Origin of the sequence: Streptomyces sp. VTCC 41912 (assembly GCF_045799175.1) — a bacterium.
Lineage (GTDB): Bacteria > Actinomycetota > Actinomycetes > Streptomycetales > Streptomycetaceae > Streptomyces > Streptomyces albulus_C.
Genome location: NZ_JBJMAB010000001.1, coordinates 640,711 through 657,496, shown reverse-complemented (window position 1 = coordinate 657,496; position 16,786 = coordinate 640,711). Strand labels below are relative to the sequence as shown.

Annotated in this window: 15 protein-coding genes; 4 read left to right on the top strand and 11 right to left on the bottom strand. The window is 71.8% G+C overall.

Going from position 1 to position 16,786, the window contains the following annotated elements; genetic code table 11:
* Window positions 1-34 precede the first annotated feature (34 nt).
* From ACJ6WD_RS02995 to ACJ6WD_RS02965, 7 genes are all read right to left on the bottom strand, one after another.
* Window positions 35-1,240: an acyl-CoA dehydrogenase family protein gene (locus ACJ6WD_RS02995; RefSeq protein ID WP_331250050.1), complete on the bottom strand. Its 1,206-nt coding sequence runs from the start codon at window positions 1,238-1,240 to the stop codon at window positions 35-37.
* Between the two features lie 4 nt (window positions 1,241-1,244).
* On the bottom strand, window positions 1,245-1,769 hold the full coding sequence (locus ACJ6WD_RS02990; protein WP_233660690.1) for a MaoC family dehydratase: 525 nt from the start codon (window positions 1,767-1,769) through the stop codon (window positions 1,245-1,247).
* Between the two features lie 5 nt (window positions 1,770-1,774).
* A complete protein-coding gene (locus tag ACJ6WD_RS02985) occupies window positions 1,775-2,740 on the bottom strand; it encodes an HpcH/HpaI aldolase/citrate lyase family protein (protein ID WP_407615084.1) in 966 nt (321 codons plus the stop codon).
* On the bottom strand, window positions 2,737-4,749 hold the full coding sequence (locus ACJ6WD_RS02980; protein WP_376441665.1) for a protein meaA: 2,013 nt from the start codon (window positions 4,747-4,749) through the stop codon (window positions 2,737-2,739). The genes ACJ6WD_RS02985 and ACJ6WD_RS02980 overlap by 4 nt, the downstream gene beginning before the upstream one ends.
* Before the next feature lie 13 nt (window positions 4,750-4,762).
* Window positions 4,763-6,139 (bottom strand): crotonyl-CoA carboxylase/reductase, encoded by a 1,377-nt coding sequence (ccrA, locus tag ACJ6WD_RS02975; RefSeq protein ID WP_233660625.1) that lies wholly within the window; start codon window positions 6,137-6,139, stop codon window positions 4,763-4,765.
* Between the two features lie 740 nt (window positions 6,140-6,879).
* The gene (locus ACJ6WD_RS02970; RefSeq protein WP_376441661.1) at window positions 6,880-7,683 is read right to left on the bottom strand and encodes a TetR family transcriptional regulator; all 804 of its coding nucleotides are present in this window, start codon (window positions 7,681-7,683) and stop codon (window positions 6,880-6,882) included.
* Window positions 7,684-7,828: 145 nt separating this feature from the next.
* On the bottom strand, window positions 7,829-9,676 hold the full coding sequence (locus tag ACJ6WD_RS02965; RefSeq protein ID WP_407615083.1) for a 3-hydroxyacyl-CoA dehydrogenase family protein: 1,848 nt from the start codon (window positions 9,674-9,676) through the stop codon (window positions 7,829-7,831).
* Window positions 9,677-10,113: 437 nt separating this feature from the next.
* On the opposite strand from ACJ6WD_RS02965, the gene ACJ6WD_RS02960 reads away from it, so the two are divergent.
* Window positions 10,114-10,749 carry a HEAT repeat domain-containing protein gene (locus tag ACJ6WD_RS02960; protein WP_233660623.1) on the top strand — a complete coding sequence of 212 codons (636 nt, stop codon included), beginning with the start codon at window positions 10,114-10,116 and terminating at the stop codon, window positions 10,747-10,749.
* A 23-nt stretch (window positions 10,750-10,772) separates the two neighbouring features.
* Here the strand turns inward: ACJ6WD_RS02960 and ACJ6WD_RS02955 are convergent, their stop codons facing one another.
* Window positions 10,773-11,336 carry a GNAT family N-acetyltransferase gene (locus ACJ6WD_RS02955; RefSeq protein WP_376441652.1) on the bottom strand — a complete coding sequence of 188 codons (564 nt, stop codon included), beginning with the start codon at window positions 11,334-11,336 and terminating at the stop codon, window positions 10,773-10,775.
* A gap of 226 nt (window positions 11,337-11,562) precedes the next feature.
* Here ACJ6WD_RS02955 and ACJ6WD_RS02950 point away from each other — a divergent pair, with 226 nt between their 5' ends.
* Window positions 11,563-12,411, top strand: a complete 849-nt coding sequence (locus ACJ6WD_RS02950; RefSeq protein ID WP_376441649.1) for an SDR family NAD(P)-dependent oxidoreductase — start codon at window positions 11,563-11,565, stop codon at window positions 12,409-12,411.
* 82 nt (window positions 12,412-12,493) lie between these two features.
* Entirely contained in the window at window positions 12,494-12,862 is a 369-nt protein-coding gene (locus ACJ6WD_RS02945) for a MerR family transcriptional regulator (protein WP_407615082.1), read from the top strand.
* 37 nt (window positions 12,863-12,899) lie between these two features.
* On the opposite strand, the gene ACJ6WD_RS02940 is transcribed toward ACJ6WD_RS02945, so the two are convergent.
* Complete coding sequence (locus ACJ6WD_RS02940) at window positions 12,900-13,919, bottom strand: Rv2578c family radical SAM protein (protein WP_233660619.1); 1,020 nt, start codon at window positions 13,917-13,919, stop codon at window positions 12,900-12,902.
* Between the two features lie 173 nt (window positions 13,920-14,092).
* Between ACJ6WD_RS02940 and ACJ6WD_RS02935 the strand changes: the two genes are divergently transcribed.
* Entirely contained in the window at window positions 14,093-14,536 is a 444-nt protein-coding gene (locus ACJ6WD_RS02935) for an SRPBCC family protein (RefSeq protein ID WP_016576849.1), read from the top strand.
* 411 nt (window positions 14,537-14,947) lie between these two features.
* On the opposite strand, the gene ACJ6WD_RS02930 is transcribed toward ACJ6WD_RS02935, so the two are convergent.
* Together ACJ6WD_RS02930 and ACJ6WD_RS02925 are read right to left on the bottom strand one after the other, a co-directional pair.
* The gene (locus ACJ6WD_RS02930) at window positions 14,948-15,706 is read right to left on the bottom strand and encodes a Clp protease N-terminal domain-containing protein (RefSeq protein ID WP_407615081.1); all 759 of its coding nucleotides are present in this window, start codon (window positions 15,704-15,706) and stop codon (window positions 14,948-14,950) included.
* Window positions 15,707-15,797: 91 nt separating this feature from the next.
* The gene (locus ACJ6WD_RS02925; RefSeq protein WP_407615080.1) at window positions 15,798-16,730 is read right to left on the bottom strand and encodes a serine hydrolase; all 933 of its coding nucleotides are present in this window, start codon (window positions 16,728-16,730) and stop codon (window positions 15,798-15,800) included.
* Between the last annotated feature and the right edge of the window lie 56 nt (window positions 16,731-16,786).

Below are 16,786 nucleotides of genomic sequence, written 5' to 3'. Positions count from 1 at the left end.
CTTTATCTAGCGGAAAACGACCCAAATGGGACGTTCAGCCCTGGATTCGGTACTCCTCAAGTAGCCGTCGCCCGATGATCATTTTCTGGATCTCGGCCGTGCCCTCGCCGATCAGGAGCATCGGGGCCTCCCGGTAGAGGCGCTCGATCTCGTACTCCTTGGAGAAGCCGTAGCCGCCGTGGATACGGAAGGAGTCCTCGACCACCTCCTTGCAGTACTCGGAGGCGAGGTACTTGGCCATGCCCGCCTCAAGGTCGTTTCGTTGCCCCGAGTCCTTTTTGCGTGCGGCATTAACCATCATGGCATGCGCGGCCTCCACCTTTGTCGCCATTTCGGCGAGTTTGAACTGAATTGCCTGGTGCTGGGCAATTGGCTTGCCGAAGGTGTGTCGCTGCTGCGCGTACGACACGCCGAGCTCGAAGGCGCGCTGGGCGACTCCGCAGCCCCGCGCAGCCACATTGACCCGGCCCACCTCGACGCCGTCCATCATGTGATAGAAGCCACGCCCGGTCTCGCCGCCGAGGACCCGGTCCGCCGGAATGCGTAGCCCGTCCATGATCAGCTCAGTGGTGTCGACGCCCTTGTAGCCCATCTTCTCGATCTTGCCCGGAATGGTCAGGCCCGGTCGGACCTCGCCGAAGCCCGCCTCCTTCTCCACCAGGAAGGTCGTCATCGACTTGTGCGGGGCGGTGCCTTCGGGGTGTCCCTCGTCCGTTCGGCACAACACCGCCACGAGGGTGGCCGAGCCGCCGTTCGTGAGCCACATCTTTTGGCCGTTGAGGACGAAGTCGTCACCGTCCCGGACACCCTTGGAGGAAATGGCCGACACATCGGAACCGAGCGCCGGCTCCGACATCGAGAAGGCGCCCCGGATCTCGCCCGCCGCCATCTTCGGAAGGAAATGGTCCTTCTGCTCCTGCGTGCCGTGCTGCTTGAGCATGTACGCCACGATGAAGTGGGTGTTGATGATGCCGGAGACGCTCATCCAGCCGCGGGCGATCTCCTCGACCGTCAGCGCGTAGGTGAGCAACGACTCACCCAGACCGCCGTACTCCTCGGGGATCATCAGGCCGAACACACCGAGCTCCTTCAGGCCCTCGACGATCTGTGTCGGGTATGCGTCGCGGTGCTCCAGTTCCGTGGCGACCGGAATGATCTCCTTGTCCACGAAGTCGCGGACGGTGGAGAGGATTTCCTGCTGGACGTCGTTCAGACCCTCGGTCCGTGCCAGGCGTGCCATCCGGTCACTTCTCCTTCCGGGCCGCGGGGGCCTTGAGCTCGGGGCGGCCGGGCTGCTCGCCGCCGCGCTCCTCGATGTAGGTGGCGGTGGGCACCATCACCTTGCGCCGGAAGACGCAGACCAGGGTGCCGTCCTGCTTGTAGCCCTTGGTCTCGACGTGCACGATGCCGCGGTCGGACTTGGACTTCGACGGCGTCTTGTCCAGCACCGTGGTCTCGCCGTAAAGCGTGTCGCCATGGAACGTCGGCGCCACGTGCTTCAGCGATTCGATCTCCAGATTGGCGATCGCCTTTCCGGAGACGTCCGGCACCGACATGCCCAGCAGCAGGGAGTAGACGTAATTGCCGACGACGACGTTCTTCCCGAAGTCGGTGGTCCGCTCCGCGTAATTGCTGTCCATGTGCAGCGGATGGTGGTTCATGGTCAGCAGGCAGAACAGGTGGTCGTCGTATTCGGTCACCGTTTTACCCGGCCAGTGCTTGTAGACGTCGCCGACGGTGAACTCTTCATAGGTGCGGCCGAACTGCATCGCGCTCATGCCTCCGGGGCTTCGAAAGTGGACTTGCGAACGATGCCGGCGGCCCGGCCCTTTCCAGCGATGACCAGTGCCATTTTGCGGCTCGCCTCGTCGATCATTTCGTCGCCGAGCATCGCCGAACCCTTCTTCCCGCCCGCCTCGGACGTGCACCACTCGTACGCGTCCAGGATCAGTTCGGCGTGGTCGTAGTCCTCCTGGGACGGCGAGAAGACCTCGTTGGCGGCCTCGACCTGGCCCGGGTGCAGTACCCACTTGCCGTCGAAGCCCAGCGCGGCCGCCCGACCGGCCACCTCGCGGAACCCGTCGACGTTCTTGATCTGGAGGTAAGGGCCGTCGATGGCCTGGAGGTTGTGGGTGCGGGCCGCCATCAGGATGCGCATCAGGATGTAGTGGTAGGCGTCCGCCGGGTAGCCGGGCGGCTGCTCGCCGACCACCAGGGACTTCATGTTGATCGACGCCATGAAGTCCGCCGGGCCGAAGATGATGGTCTCCAGGCGGGGCGAGGCGGCGGCGATCGCGTCGACGTTCACCAGGCCCTTGGCGTTCTCGATCTGCGCCTCGATGCCGATCCGGCCGACTTCGAGGCCCATGGTCTTCTCGATCTGCGTCAGCAGCAGGTCCAACGCGGTCACCTGCGCGGCGTCCTGCACCTTCGGCAGCATGATGCAGTCGAGGTTCGCGCCGGCGCCCTCGACGACCGTGACGACGTCCCGGTAGGTCCACTCGGTGGTCCAGTCGTTGACCCGCACCACCCGCGTCTTGCCGGTCCAGTCACCCTCGTTGAGGAACGTGACGATGGTGTGCCGGGCCTGCGGCTTGGCCAGCGGCGCGCAGGCGTCCTCCAGGTCCAAGAAGACCTGGTCGGCGGCGAGGCCCTGGGCCTTCTCCAGGAAGCGGGGGTTGCTGCCGGGCACCGCCAGACACGAACGGCGCGGACGCAGACGCTGAACGGGGGGCGTCATGCGGGGACCTCCAGAGGGTCGAGTTGGTTCGCTGTGCGGATCTCGTCGACGATACGGCCGATGATCTCCGTGATCCCGAAGTCCTTCGGGGTGAAGACGGCGGCGACACCCGCTTCGCGCAGCGCCGCGGCGTCCGCCGACGGGATGATGCCGCCCACGATGACCGGTAGGTCGCCGGCGCCGGCGCGGCGCAGCCGGTCCAGGACGTCCGGCACCAGCGCGGCGTGCGATCCCGACAGGATCGACAGCCCCACGCAGTGCACGTCCTCGCTGACCGCCGCCGTCACGATCTGCTCCGGGGTGAGCCGGATGCCCTGGTAGACGACCTCGAAGCCGGCGTCCCTGGCGCGCACCGCGATCTGTTCGGCGCCGTTGCTGTGCCCGTCCAGGCCGGGCTTGCCGACCAGCAGGCGCAGCCGGCCGCCGCCGAGGTCGGCCGCCGTCCTGGCGACCTTCTCGCGGACCGTCGCCAGCGTCGAACCGGCCTCCGCGGTCACCGCCACCGGCGCGCCGGAGACCCCGGTGGGGGCCCGGAACTCGCCGAAGACGTCCCGCAGCGCCCAGGCCCACTCCCCGCTCGTCACGCCGGCGCGGGCGCACTCCAGCGTCGCCGGGAAGAGGTTGGTGTCGCCCGCCGCGGCCTTCTTCAGGGCCGAGAGCGCCTCCTGGGCCCGCAGTTCGTCGCGGTTGTCCCGCCAGTTGTGCAGGGCCCGCACGACGCCCGCTTCGTTGGCCGGGTCCACCGTCATGATCGCGGTGTCCAGGTCGGCGGTGAGCGGGTTGGGTTCGCTGCCCTCGAAGCAGTTGACGCCGACGATCTTCTCGTCGCCGGACTCGATGCGGGCCCGGCGCTCGGCGTGCGCCGACACCAACTGCGACTTCAGATAGCCGGACTCCACGGCCGCCATCGCGCCGCCCATCTCCTGGATCCGGTCGATCTCCGCCAGGCAGTCGGTCACCAGGGCGTCCACCTTGGCCTCCACGACGTGCGACCCGGCGAAGATGTCCTCGTACTCCAGCAGGTCCGACTCGTGCGCGAGGACCTGTTGGATGCGCAGCGACCACTGCTGATCCCAGGGGCGCGGCAGCCCCAACGCCTCGTTCCAGGCGGGGAGTTGGACGGCGCGGGCGCGGGCGTCCTTGGAGAGCGTGACGGCCAGCATCTCCAGGACGATCCGCTGGACGTTGTTCTCCGGTTGCGCCTCGGTCAGTCCCAGGGAGTTGACCTGCACGCCGTAGCGGAAGCGGCGCTGCTTGGGGTCCTCGATGCCGTAGCGCTCCTGGGTGATCCGGTCCCACAGGCGCCCGAAGGCGCGCATCTTGCACATCTCCTCGACGAAGCGGACGCCCGCGTTCACGAAGAACGAGATCCGGGCGACCACGTCGCCGCGCCGCTCCTGGGGGACCTGGCCGGACGCGAACACCGCGTCCAGCACGGCGATCGCCGTGGACATCGCGTACGAGATCTCCTGGACCGGCGTGGCGCCCGCCTCCTGCAGGTGGTAGCTGCAGATGTTGATCGGGTTCCACTTGGGGAGGTGGTTGACCGTGTACGTGATCATGTCGGTGGTCAGCCGCAGCGAAGGACCGGGCGGGAAGACGTGCGTGCCGCGGGAGAGGTACTCCTTGACGATGTCGTTCTGCGTGGTGCCGGAGAGCTTGCTGACATCGGCGCCCTGCTCCTCGGCGACCACCTGGTAGAGCGCCAGCAGCCACATGGCGGTGGCGTTGATGGTCATCGAGGTGTTCATCTGCTCCAGTGGGATGTCCTGGAACAGGCGCCGCATGTCACCCAGGTGGGACACCGGGACCCCGACCCGGCCGACCTCGCCGCGGGCCAGGACGTGGTCGGGGTCGTATCCGGTCTGCGTCGGGAGGTCGAACGCGACCGACAGGCCCGTCTGGCCCTTGGCGAGGTTGCGCCGGTACAGCTCGTTGGACGCCTCGGCGGTGGAGTGCCCGGCGTACGTCCGCATCAGCCACGGACGATCCTTCTGACGCTCAGTCATGTGATCCCGGTCCTCAGGCGTTCCGGTCGGGGGTGCCGGTCCGCTGCGCCGGCGCGGTGGCACGGAACAGGTTGATCGCGTCGAGGTGCCGGGCGCGCTTCTCCTCGTCGCGCACGCCCATGCCCTCCTCGGGGGCCAGGCACAGCACGCCGACCTTGCCCTGGTGGACGTTGCGGTGCACGTCGTGGGCGGCCTGGCCGGTCTCCTCCAGGCGGTACGTCTTCGACAGGGTCGGGTGGATCTTGCCCTTGGCGATCAGCCGGTTGGCCTCCCACGCCTCCCGGTAGTTGGCGAAGTGCGAGCCGACGATCCGCTTCAGCGACATCCACAGGTATCGGTTGTCGTACTCGTGCTGGTATCCGGAGGTCGAGGCGCAGGTGACGATGGTGCCGCCCTTGCGGGTGACGTACACCGAGGCGCCGAAGGTCTCCCGGCCGGGGTGCTCGAAGACGATGTCCACGTCCTCGCCGCCGGTCAGCTCGCGGATGCGCTTGCCGAAGCGCTTCCACTCCCGGGGGTCCTGGTTCTGCTCGTCCTTCCAGAACTTGTAGCCCTCGGCGTTGCGGTCGATGATCGCCTCGGCGCCCATCTTCCGGCAGATCTCCGCCTTCTGGTCGCTGGAGACCACGCAGATCGGGTTGGCGCCGCCGGCCAGCGCGAACTGGGTGGCGTAGGAGCCGAGGCCGCCGCTGGCGCCCCAGATCAGGACGTTGTCGCCCTGCTTCATCGCCGCGCCGTTCTGCGAGACCAGCTGCCGGTACGCGGTCGAGTTGACCAGGCCCGGCGCCGCCGCCTCCTCCCAGCTCAGGTGGCGCGGCTTGGGCATCAGCTGGTTGGACTTGACCAGCGCGATCTCCGCCAGGCCGCCGAAGTTGGTCTCGAAGCCCCAGATCCGCTGCTCGGGGTCGAGCATCGTGTCGTTGTGGCCGTCGGAGGACTCCAGCTCCACGGAGAGGCAGTGCGCGACGACCTCGTCGCCGGGGTGCCAGGCGTTGACGCCGGGGCCGGTGCGCAGCACCACGCCGGCCAGGTCCGAGCCGATGACGTGGTACGGCAGGTCGTGACGCTTGGCGAGCGGCGAGAGCCGCCCGTAGCGCTCCAGGAAGCCGAAGGTCGACATCGGCTCGAAGATCGAGGTCCAGACCGAGTTGTAGTTCACGGAGGAGGCCATGACGGCCACGAGCGCCTCGCCCGGCCCGAGTTCGGGCACCGGCACGTCCTCGACGTGCAGCGACTTGCGGGGGTCCTTCTCGCGGGTGGACAGGCCGGCGAACATGTCGACCTCGTCCTTGTGCACGGTGACCGCGCGGTACGACTCGGGGAGGGGGAGGGCGGCGAAGTCTTCGCGCGTGCTGTCCGGCGCGAGGATCGCATCGAGTATCTGGTTCACGGTATGCCTCCGGCGAAGCGCGTATGGAACGGCTTGAGGGAACGTCGGGGGTGGAGCGGCTGTGGTGCCGTCGGTTCGGCCGGTGGTGCTTGGCATTGCGCTGGTGGGCGCGGGGCCCCTGCGGTAGCGGGGGGAGTGCCTGTGACGCAGGCGTCCGGGCGCGCAAGTTCTTGCGGGGACAGTCGGCGCACCGGGGTTTCATGAGGTGCGCCGGCCGCCCGGACACCTCCAACGTATGACACCCGGTGCCAGCAGACAAGACACTGAGTGCCAAGAATTTCTCTCAAATGTCATGCGCTGGGCACGCATGAGCAAAGAACGGGCCGTTTTGGGGATGCTTCGTCCCGCTATGTGAGGTGCGGTGCGCGGACGGTGCGCGGAGGTCCCTTACGCCAATCGGGTGAGGCCGGGGGAGGCGACGCACGTGCGGCGGACGGCCTTTGCCGGCTGCGCCGCGGAAGGGGGAGGGGCGGGCGCGCGGCACACGGGGCCGCGTTCGGCAAGCCGCCGGCGGGGCGCAGGGCCGGGGCCGGCGCCCGTGCGGAGCGGGCGGCGGCGTCCCGCGGGGAAAGCGCGGCGCGGGGGCGGCGGTGGGAAGCGGCAACTGGCCGCGGGACCAGGGGACTTCGATGGGCGGCGGCGCCCCGCTCGCGTCCGTCACGCGGCGGTGGACGGGGGAGCGGGGCGGTCCCGTCAGGCGCCGCGCGGACCGCGGCCCGGCCGGCGCCCGGCGGCCCCGGTCAGCGGTTCTCCTTGAGCGCCTTGCGGATGGTGCGCATGACCTCGTCGAGCGGGGCGTCCGTGCGGGCGACCGTCACCAGCACCTCGCCCTCCCGGGAGACCGTCGCCGGGGGCGTCTCGCCGGACGCGGTCCGGCCCGCGCCGATCCCCGCGCCGAAGGTCTCGCGGACGATCTCGAAGGCGTGGTCGAGCTGGCTCTCGACGTCGCCCTCCGCGCCGGCTCGCAGCCAGCGGCGCAGGACGTGGTTGTGCGCGGTGACCACGGCGGACGCGGCGACCTCGGCGAGCAGCGGGTCGTCGTCGCCCTCGCGGTGCGCGCCCTCGTCGAAGTGGCCCAGCAGATACCTGGTGAACAGCCGCTCGTAGCGGGCCACCGAGGCGATCTCGGCCTCCCGGAGGGTGGGTACCTCGCGGGTGAGGCGGTAACGGGCCACCGACACGGCCGGCGCGGACGCGTACATCCGCATGACTTCCTTGATGCCGCGGCAGACCGTGTCGAGCGGGTTCTCGTGCGGCGGCGCGGCGTCCAGGACGGCCTCGGCGCGCACCAGCGTGTCGTCGTGGTCGGGGAAGATCGCCTCTTCCTTGGAACGGAAGTGGCGGAAGAAGGTGCGCCGGGCGACGCCCGCGGCGGCCGCGATCTCGTCGACCGTGGTCGCCTCGTAGCCCTTCGTCGCGAACAGCTCCATGGCGGCGGCCGAGAGTTCCCGGCGCATTTTCAGGCGTTGGGCGGCCGCCCGGCGGGTGCCGGGAGTGGGGGTGTCGGAGACGTCGGAGGACTGCGGGCGAGCGGGCTGGGACATGTGGGGAAGGTACTGCATATTCCCGCGGCCTGCGGCATGAGGTACCGCTCGGACCCCCGTGACCTGGGGCGGGCTGCCGGAACCGCCGTTCGACGGCTCCAGCAGCCCGCCCCAGCCGCCTCGGGCCCGAGGGCGCCGCCGCGGGTCAGCGCCGGGCGTGCTCACGGAAGCCGCGACCGGTCTTCCGGCCGAGGCAGCCCGCCGCGACGAGGTGTTCCAGCAGGGGCGCCGGGGCCAGCCCCGGGTCGCGGAACGCGGCGTGCAGCACCTTCTCGATGGCGAGCGAGACGTCCAGCCCGACCACGTCCAGGAGCTCGAACGGGCCCATCGGGTAGCCGCCGCCCAGCTTCATCGCGGCGTCGATGTCGTCCAACGAGGCGTAGTGCTCCTGGACCATCTTGACCGCGTTGTTCAGGTACGGGAACAGCAGCGCGTTGACGATGAAACCGGCCCGGTCGCCGCAGTCCACCGGGTGCTTGCGGACCTCGGCGCAGACCGCGCGCACGGTGGCGTGCACCGCGTCGTCGGTCAGGACGGTACGGACCACCTCGACCAGCTTCATGGCCGGCGCCGGGTTGAAGAAGTGCATCCCGATGACGTCCTGCGGGCGCGAGGTGGCGCGGGCGCAGGCGACGACCGGCAGCGAGGAGGTGGTGGTGGCCAGCACGGCGCCCGGCTTGCAGACCGCGTCCAGCGTCCGGAACAACTGCTCCTTGACGGCCAGGTCCTCGGCCACCGCCTCCACCGCCAGGTCGACGTCGGCGAACGCGTCCAGCGAACCGGCCGGGGTGATCGCCGCCAGCGCCGCGTCGCGCGCCTCGGCGGTCATCCGGCCCTTGTCCACGGAGCGGCCCAGCGACCTGGCGATCCGGTCCTTGGCCCGTTCGGCCTTCTCCAGGCCGCGGGCGGCGAGCACCACCGTGAAGCCGGCCTTGGCGAAGACCTCCGCGATGCCGCTGGCCATCGTCCCGGAACCGGCCACGCCCACGCTGCGGACCGGCCGGCCGACCGGCGCTCCGGCGCCGTCGCCGGCCCCCGGGGTCCAGGCGTCCGGCACGACGGTCGCGGAGCCGGGCGCCTCGTAGGTGTAGAAGCCGCGGCCCGCCTTGCGGCCGGTCAGCCCGGCGTCCGCGAGCTGACCGAGGATCGGTGCGGGCGCGTGCAGCCGGTCGCGGGACTCGGCGTACATGGCCTCCAGGACCGTCCGGGCGGTGTCCACGCCGATCAGGTCGAGCAGCGCCAACGGGCCCATCGGCAGCCCGCAGCCGAGCCGCATCGCCGCGTCGATGTCCTCCCGCGTCGCGTACCTCGACTCGTACATCGCGGCGGCCTGGTTGAGGTACCCGAAGAGCAGGCCGTCGGCGACGAACCCGGGGCGGTCGCCCACCGCGATCGGGTCCTTGCCCAACTCCCGGGCGAGGTCGGTGACGGCGGCGACCGCGGTCGGCGCGGTCAGCACCGAGGAGACCACCTCGACGAGCTTCATGGCCGGCGCCGGGTTGAAGAAGTGGACGCCGAGCACCCGCTCGGGGCGCTGCGAGTCGGCCGCGAGCCGGGTCACCGACAGCGCGTTGGTGCCGGTGGCGAGGATGGCGTCCGGGCGGACGACGCCGTCCAGGGTGGCGAAGACCTCCCGCTTGAGGTCGTAGTCCTCCGGCACCACCTCGATGACCAGGTCGGCGTCGCGCGCGGCCTGGAGATCACCGAACGTGCGGAACCGGGACAGCACGTCCTGCCGCTCCTGTTCGGTGAGCCGGTCACGTGCCACCGCGCGGGCGGTGGAGGCTTCGAGGGCGGCCCGGGCCCGCTTCACCGCCGCCTCGTCGGTGTCGATGCCGATGACCTCGCGGCCGGCCCGGGCCAGCACGTCGGCGATGCCGGTGCCCATGGTGCCCAGGCCGACGACGGCGATGGTGGCGAGCGCCGCGGCGGGTGCGGCAGAGGGGACAGCAGAGGGGACAGTGGAGAGATCAGGGGTGGACTGACGGCCCATCGCGAGACTCCTGAAAGTGTTCCCCCGGAACGGGGGACGTGACGACTGAGGGGTGGGGCGCACGGGCAGGGCTGCGGCATCGGGCGGCCGACCGGCGGGAAGGGCCGCGGGAAGCCACGGCACTGCGAGCAGCGCCTGTGGTGGAGGAGCGCGGCGGGCCCTGTCCCGAGGCCGTACCGCTTCCCCCGTGAGGGGCGTGCTGTGAGGGTGTGCACGGCGCGGGGCTGCGGTGCCCGCGCACGCGTGGTGCTGTGTGGTGTGCCGAACCGACGTCACACTCCGGCGGCTGCGTCACCAGGCCGCCCGAGCAGGGGTGCTGCTCGTTCCAGCAGGTTAACCGGTGGGTAACCGAAGCGCCAGGGGTAATGCGGGTCATTAGGTTGTGGTGCCGGCCACGCCCTGCGAACCAGGGTCGCCGGCAGGGAGGGGAGCAGTAAATGGAAGACGAATTCCACGAGTTGACGGACCGGGTGCGGGCCGAACTCCGCTCTCCGCAGGACCTGGTCGCCTACGAACGGCTGCTGGGCCTGGCCCGCAAGAACACCCCGGCGGGCCGGGAGGAACTGGCCCGGATGCTCATCGCGGTGGAACGCCCCCTGTGGGCCCGGGAGATCGCCGCCTTCATCCTCGGCTGCGCCGGCGACAAGCGCGCCTTCGAGACCCTGGTCCTGCTGCTCAACTACCGCGAACCGGTCCGCTGCGCCACGGCCGCGCACGCCCTGGGCAAGCTCGGCGACCCGCGCACCGCCCGCGCCGCGGCCGCCCTCGCCACCAACCCGCTGCGCACCGCCTACGCGCTGCACCCCGTCCGACTGCTCGCCGAACTCCGCGCACCGCAGTCCGTCCCCGCCCTGATCGCCACCCTGGAACGGCTGCTGACCCCGCACAACCCGTACTGGCGGGTGGCGCTGGCCTGCGTCGAGGGCCTGGGGGCACTCGGTGACAAGCGGGCGGTGCCGGCGCTGCGGGCGGCCGCCGGCCACTCCCGGCTCGCCGCGGCCGCGTCGGCGTCGCTGGCCCGCCTCGGCGTCCACGAGGACCCGCCCGGCGTGGGCGCCGGCCCGCCGGCCTGAAGGCCCCGCGCCGGCCCACCGGCCTACCGCAGCGGCCGCCGGTAGCGCAGCTCAGGGACGCGCCGCCCGCCCACGTCGGACGCCTCCTCGGCCCCGTCCGGGACGAATCCGGCCCGCTCGTAGAAGCGTTGGGCCCGGGCGTTGCCGCGGACCACCCACAGGTACAGCGCGCCGTACCCGAGGGACCGCGCCCGGAGCGTGCCGGCGTCCAACAGGGCCCGGCCGACGCCCGTCCCCAGGAGCTCGGGCGCCACGTACAGGGCCAGCAGCTCGGCCGCGGGACGCCGGACGGCCGGCAACTCCCGTTCGTCCGGCACGGGTTCACCGTCCGTGGGGCTCCCGTCGTCCCGGGCGAGGTCGGCGTCCCGGGCGGGGCCGGCGGCCGACCAACCGACGACCCGACCGGCCCGCTCCGCCACCAGCTCCCACACCGCGGGGCGGCGGCGCGCGAACCACTCCCGTCGCCGCGCGGCGTCCTGCGCCACATCCATCGCGTCCAGATACGCCTGCGGCATCAGCCCCGGGTACGCCGCCTGCCAGCCGCGCACCCGCACCGCCGAGACCGCGTCGATATCGGCCTCCGCCATCTCGCGTACGCACACTTCCGACAGCGGCTGCTCCGCCCTCCCCCCACCAGCCCCATCCGTCCCCCGCACCTCGACCCGTGCCATGTCCGCCTCCCCGGTCCGGTCCGTTTCATCGAGCGTCGAATCCACCGTGGACACCGGTCAACCGGATTTCTCACACCGGACGGCAGCCCTCCGGACAGTGCGTTTGACCTTGCCCCTGAGGGCAGGGTCGAAGACTCCCGACATGGCACACGCGCCTCTTGAGACCACATCGAACCCACCCATCCCGCGCCCCACGCAGAACCCACCCGTCTCGCACCCCGCACCGGAGCCGTCCGACGGCCCGCGCCGGGTCGTCGTCATCACCGGCGCCGGTACCGGCATCGGCCGGGCCACGGCCCGCGCGTTCGCGGCGCAGGGGGCGCACGTGGTGGCCGTCGGCCGCCGCCCCGAGCCGCTCGCCGAGACCGCCGCCGCGGCGGCCGACGCCGACGGCGCGGTCGTCCCCTACCCCGCCGACATCACCGCGGACGGCGCGCCCGAGGCCCTCGTCGGGCACGTCGTCGACGCCTACGGCCGGTTGGACGTCCTGGTCAACAACGCCGCGGTGGTCGGCAACGGCGCGCTCGGCAGCCACACCAAGGAGTCCATGGCACCCCAACTGGCCACCAACCTCCTCGCGCCGGTCCTGCTGACCCAGGAGGCCGTGCCCCACCTGGAGCGCACCGGCGGGGTGGTGGTCAACCTCAGCACCTCGGTCGGCCAACGGGGCTGGCCGGGCAACTCCGTCTACGCCGCCACCAAGTCCGGGCTGGAACTGCTCACCCGCAGCTGGGCGGTGGAGCTGGCACCGCGCGGCGTCCGGGTCGTGGCCGTGGCCCCCGGCGCGATCGACACCCCGATCGCGGACCACCAGGGCTGGTCCCCGGAGCACCGCGCAGCCCTGCGTGCCTGGCAGATCGAGCACACCCCGATGGGCCGCATCGGCCGCGCGGAGGAGGTGGCCTGGGCGATCACCGCGCTGGCCGCCCCGCACGCGGCCTTCGTCACGGGCGTGGTCCTCCCGGTGGACGGGGGCGCCGTGGTCGGCTGACCGGAGTCGGTAGCGTACGTGCCCTCCGGCCGCACGGCCGGTCCACGGCGCCGGACCGGCCCGTACGAGGGGAGGCGATCCGGTGCGGATCGGAGAACTGGCGGACCTGACCGGGGTCTCGCCGCGGGCGCTGCGCAAGTACGAGGACGAGGGCCTGCTCTCCTCGGAGCGGGCGGCCAACGGCTACCGGCTCTACGACGCGCGCGCCGCCGTCCGCGTCCGCAACATCCGGCACCTGCTGGACGCCGGCCTCACCCTCGCCGACGTCGCCTGCTTCCGGACGTGCCTGGACGGCGACCTGACCACCGCGCCGCCCTCGCCCGAGGGCCTGCGCATCGCCCGCGAGCGGCTCGCCGTCATCGACCGGCGGATCGCCGCCCAGGCGACCGCCCGCGACCGCCTGGCACGCGCCCTGGACGCCGTAGCACCCCCGGCGGCCGCCCGGCCCTGAGCCCGCACCACGGGCCCTTCGACGCCCCGCCGCACCCTCAGAGCAGCGTCAACTGCGTTGCCTGGGGACGCGGTTCGGGCGGCGTGGCGGGCTCCGGCGGCAGCCGGCGCGCCCGGTCCCTTCGGAACGGCCCGAGGCCGTGCTCGGCCGCCAGCTCGTGGACCTGCCGGGTGATCCGGCGCTGGTACCAGGTGGGCGCGTACGAGCCGCCGGCGTACAACTCCTCGTAGCGGCGCACCAGGTGTGGATGGTGGCGGCCCAACCAGGCCAGGTACCACTCGCGGGCGCCGGGCCGCAGGTGGAGCGCCAGCGGCGTGACCGAGTCGGCGCCGGCCTCGGCGACGGCCCGGACCGTGGCGCGCAACTGCTCCGGCGCGTCGGACAGGAACGGCAGCACCGGGGCCATCAGGACCCCGCAGGGGATGCCGTGGGCGGCGAGCGTGCGCACCACGTCGAGCCGCCGCCCGGGCGCGGGCGTGCCTGGTTCGACGGTCCGCCACAGCGCCTCGTCCAGGAACCCGACGGAGACCGAGACGCCGACGTCGGTGACCTCGGCGGCCTGCCGCAGCAGGGCGAGGTCGCGCAGGACCAGGGTGCCCTTGGTGAGGATCGAGAAGGGGTTGGCGTGGTCCCGCAGGGCCGCGAGGATGCCGGGCATCAGCGCATACCGTCCCTCCGCCCGCTGGTAGCAGTCGACGTTGGTGCCCATCGCGACGTGCTCGCCGCGCCACCGGGGCGCCGCCAGCTCCCGGCGCAGCAGCTCCGGCGCGTTGACCTTGACCACGATCTGGGAGTCGAAGTCGAGGCCGGTGTCCAGGTCGAGGTAGCCGTGGGTCTTGCGGGCGAAGCAGTAGACGCAGGCGTGGCTGCAACCGCGGTAGGGGTTCACGGTCCATTCGAACGGCATCCGGGAGGCGCCCGGCACGCGGTTGACGAGGGAGCGGGCGCGCACCTCGTGGAAGGTGATGCCGCGGAATTCGGGGGTGTCCACCGTTCGGGTGACGACATCCGTGCCGAACAGCGCGGACGGGCTTTCTCCCAGATTGTCCCAGCGCATCGGGCCTCCTGTTGCGATCCTGCCGAGCCCCCACCTCGATATTAGAACACCTGTTCGCTTCCGGGTTGTCAACCCGGATTTGGGTGCGCTGCCCAGTGGTGGTTGGCTTGGCGGCGCACCGCAGGTTGGCGGCGCACTCAGGTCCGGCAGCCGACTACTGGAGGAAGGCACACATGGGGCAGGTAGAGGCCACCACGCAGCGGGAGATCGCGGCGGACCCGGAGGACGTGTTCGACGCGCTCGCCGACTACAACGGAACGCGCCGGCAGCTGCTGCCCGAGCACTTCAGCGAGTACGAGGTCCGCGAGGGCGGCGACGGCAAGGGCACCCTCGTCCACTGGAAGCTCCAGGCCACCAGCAAGCGGGTGCGCGACTGCCTGCTGGAGGTCGACGAGCCGACCGACGGCCAGCTGGTGGAGAAGGACCGCAACTCCTCCATGGTGACCACCTGGGTCGTCACCCCGGCCGGGGAGAACCGCGCCAAGGTCGTCGTCACCACCACCTGGCAGGGGGCCGGCGGCATCGGCGGCTTCTTCGAGCGGACCTTCGCCCCCAAGGGGCTCGGCCGCATCTACGACGCGATCCTGGCCAACCTCGCCGCCCACATGGAGAAGTGAGGGGGCGTCGCCCCCTGACCCGTTCGCGGCGCCGGCAGACTCACCGGTTCGAGTGGTTTCCCCCGCGCGGCGCCGTCCGGCCTCCCGGACGGCCCGCCGACGGAAACCCCTGATCGGAGCCCAAGAGGCGCCCCGGACACGGCACTTGACGCCCGACACCACCCGCCTCGCCCCGCATCCCCTCGCTTGATCGCCGTTGTCGCCCAGCGCGAGAAACGGGCGCCGCAGCAGCGTGACGAGGGGAGCGGGACGTGGGCGGGACCACCCTGAGCGAGCGGGACGAGCCGGCCGGACCGCCCGACGCCGACGCCGCCGCCGCGGCCCCGACGCCCGAGCCCGACGCACCGGAGCCCCACGACCCCGCGCCGGTCCCACCCGGCCCCTGCCGGGCGCGCCCCGCATCGCCTTCCGCTACCGCCCCTCGGCTTCCTCCCCCTGCTGGCGGGCGGCGAGGATCGCGGCCAGTGCCTGGCCGATGAACGCCTCGGCGGCGGCCTTCTCGACGCCGAGGTCGGTGAGCGGACCGGAGCCGTTCTCCTGCTCCAACAGGGCCAGCAGGAGGTGTTCGGTGCCGATGTAGTTGTGGCCCAGCCGCAGGGCCTCGCGGTAGGTGAGTTCCAGCGCCTTGCGGGACTGGGCGTCGAACGGGGTGAGGGCGGGCAGTTCCTCGGCCGCGGGCGGTAGCGCCGCGGTCGCGGCCTCGCGGAGGGCCTGGGGCGTCACGCCCTGGTCCGCCAGCGCCCGCACGGCGAGCGCCTCCGGTTCGCGCAGCAGGCCGAGGACGAGGTGCTCGGGGCGGATCTCGTCGTTCCGGGCGGCGTGGGCCTCGTTCTGCGCCCCGACCACCACGTTCCGGGCTCGTTCGGTGAAGCGGCTGAAGCCCTGGGAGGGGTTGAGGTCCGAGCCCGCGCCCGAAGCCTTGGGGACGAAGCGCTTCTGTGCGGCCTGCTTGGTGACCCCCATGCTCTTGCCGATGTCGGTCCAGGACGCGCCCGAGCGCCGGGCCTGGTCCACGAAGTGCCCGATGAGGTGGTCGGCCACCTCGCCGAGGTGGTCCGCGGCGATCACGGCGTCGGAGAGCTGCTCCAGCACGTCGGAGTGGGTCTTCTTGATGCCCTCGATCAGATCGTCGAGGCGGACGGGATGCGTCATGCGAGCGGGTTCTGTCATGCGTCAACCATAGGTTGACGATCATGGGTCGTCAACCCGAAGTTGACGACGGGATGGTGAGGCGATCCCGGTCGGCCACGGGGTCATCCGTTCAGGCGCCGGACGCCTCCGTGGGGGCGGTGTCGGCGGTGGCCCCCTGGCGGTCGGCGGCGCCCGCCAGGTCCCGGTGGATGACCTTGGCGGCCGCCTCCACCGTGGCCACCCCGTAGTCCATGGTGTCGCTGCCCGTGGAGAGGAGGGCCATCCCGTAGTCGTTGCCGTTGCCGCGGAACACGCCGACGCTGTGCACCCGCCAGCCCTGGTGGGAGCGCGACAGCCAGCCGTTCTTGAGGTGCGCGGTCGCCGACGCCGGCGCGCCCGCGGGCACGCCCCAGCGCTGCTCGGGGACGACCTTCTGCATCAGGTCGAGGGCGTAGGCGCGGGACGCCGTGCCCAGCACCGCGTTGTCCGTCGTCAGCAGCCGCAGCAGGGTGAGTTGGTCGGCGGCGGTGATCTGGGTGAGGCCCCAGGAGCCGCCGGGGCCGGGCACGGTGTCCCGCATGCCGGCCAGGTCCAGGAAGTGCTGGACCGCGGGCCTGCCGACCTGGTGCCACAGCGCGTCGGTCGAGGCGTTGTCCGACTTCGTGATCATGGCCGTGGTCAGCGCGACCTCGTGCGGCGTCAACGTCCGGTGCGCCTCCTCCGCCTGCCGCAGCAACGTCCCGAGGACCGTGACCTTGACGACGCTCGCGGAGTCGAACGACGTGCCCGCCTGGAACTCGCAGCTGGTCCCGGAGGGTCGGTCGTAGAGGGCGACCGCCGAGGTGCCCCGGCGGCCCTGGAGCGCATCGGCGAGGTCGTGGGACAGGGCGGGGGCCAGGCCCGGCCGGTCGGAGGTGCAAAGGACGCGGGCGTCCCCCACGGTGTCGCTGCCGGTGCTCGCCGAGGCGGGGCTCGCCGTGCTCCATGCCGTGAGCGCGGCGCCGGCGGCCACGAGGGCGGCCAGCCCGCGACGCGTGCGGCGTGCGGTGCGTGATGCGTGCATAGGCGTGGTGTCCTGTCCCACTGTGCGCGCCGCCCGCCTGGCATCCCTGGGGGAGC

What these genes read in the sequence shown, in the direction of transcription:
- ACJ6WD_RS02995 (WP_331250050.1), bottom strand. Translation starts at nt 1,240, where the DNA reads ATGGCACGCCTGGCACGGACCGAGGGTCTGAACGACGTCCAGCAGGAA.
- ACJ6WD_RS02990 (WP_233660690.1), bottom strand. Translation starts at nt 1,769, where the DNA reads ATGCAGTTCGGCCGCACCTATGAAGAGTTCACCGTCGGCGACGTCTAC.
- ACJ6WD_RS02985 (WP_407615084.1), bottom strand. Translation starts at nt 2,740, where the DNA reads ATGACGCCCCCCGTTCAGCGTCTGCGTCCGCGCCGTTCGTGTCTGGCG.
- ACJ6WD_RS02980 (WP_376441665.1), bottom strand. Translation starts at nt 4,749, where the DNA reads ATGACTGAGCGTCAGAAGGATCGTCCGTGGCTGATGCGGACGTACGCC.
- ACJ6WD_RS02970 (WP_376441661.1), bottom strand. Translation starts at nt 7,683, where the DNA reads ATGTCCCAGCCCGCTCGCCCGCAGTCCTCCGACGTCTCCGACACCCCC.
- ACJ6WD_RS02965 (WP_407615083.1), bottom strand. Translation starts at nt 9,676, where the DNA reads ATGGGCCGTCAGTCCACCCCTGATCTCTCCACTGTCCCCTCTGCTGTC.
- ACJ6WD_RS02960 (WP_233660623.1), top strand. Translation starts at nt 10,114, where the DNA reads ATGGAAGACGAATTCCACGAGTTGACGGACCGGGTGCGGGCCGAACTC.
- ACJ6WD_RS02955 (WP_376441652.1), bottom strand. Translation starts at nt 11,336, where the DNA reads ATGGCGGAGGCCGATATCGACGCGGTCTCGGCGGTGCGGGTGCGCGGC.
- ACJ6WD_RS02950 (WP_376441649.1), top strand. Translation starts at nt 11,563, where the DNA reads ATGGCACACGCGCCTCTTGAGACCACATCGAACCCACCCATCCCGCGC.
- ACJ6WD_RS02940 (WP_233660619.1), bottom strand. Translation starts at nt 13,919, where the DNA reads ATGCGCTGGGACAATCTGGGAGAAAGCCCGTCCGCGCTGTTCGGCACG.
- ACJ6WD_RS02935 (WP_016576849.1), top strand. Translation starts at nt 14,093, where the DNA reads ATGGGGCAGGTAGAGGCCACCACGCAGCGGGAGATCGCGGCGGACCCG.
- ACJ6WD_RS02930 (WP_407615081.1), bottom strand. Translation starts at nt 15,706, where the DNA reads ATGACAGAACCCGCTCGCATGACGCATCCCGTCCGCCTCGACGATCTG.
- ACJ6WD_RS02925 (WP_407615080.1), bottom strand. Translation starts at nt 16,730, where the DNA reads ATGCACGCATCACGCACCGCACGCCGCACGCGTCGCGGGCTGGCCGCC.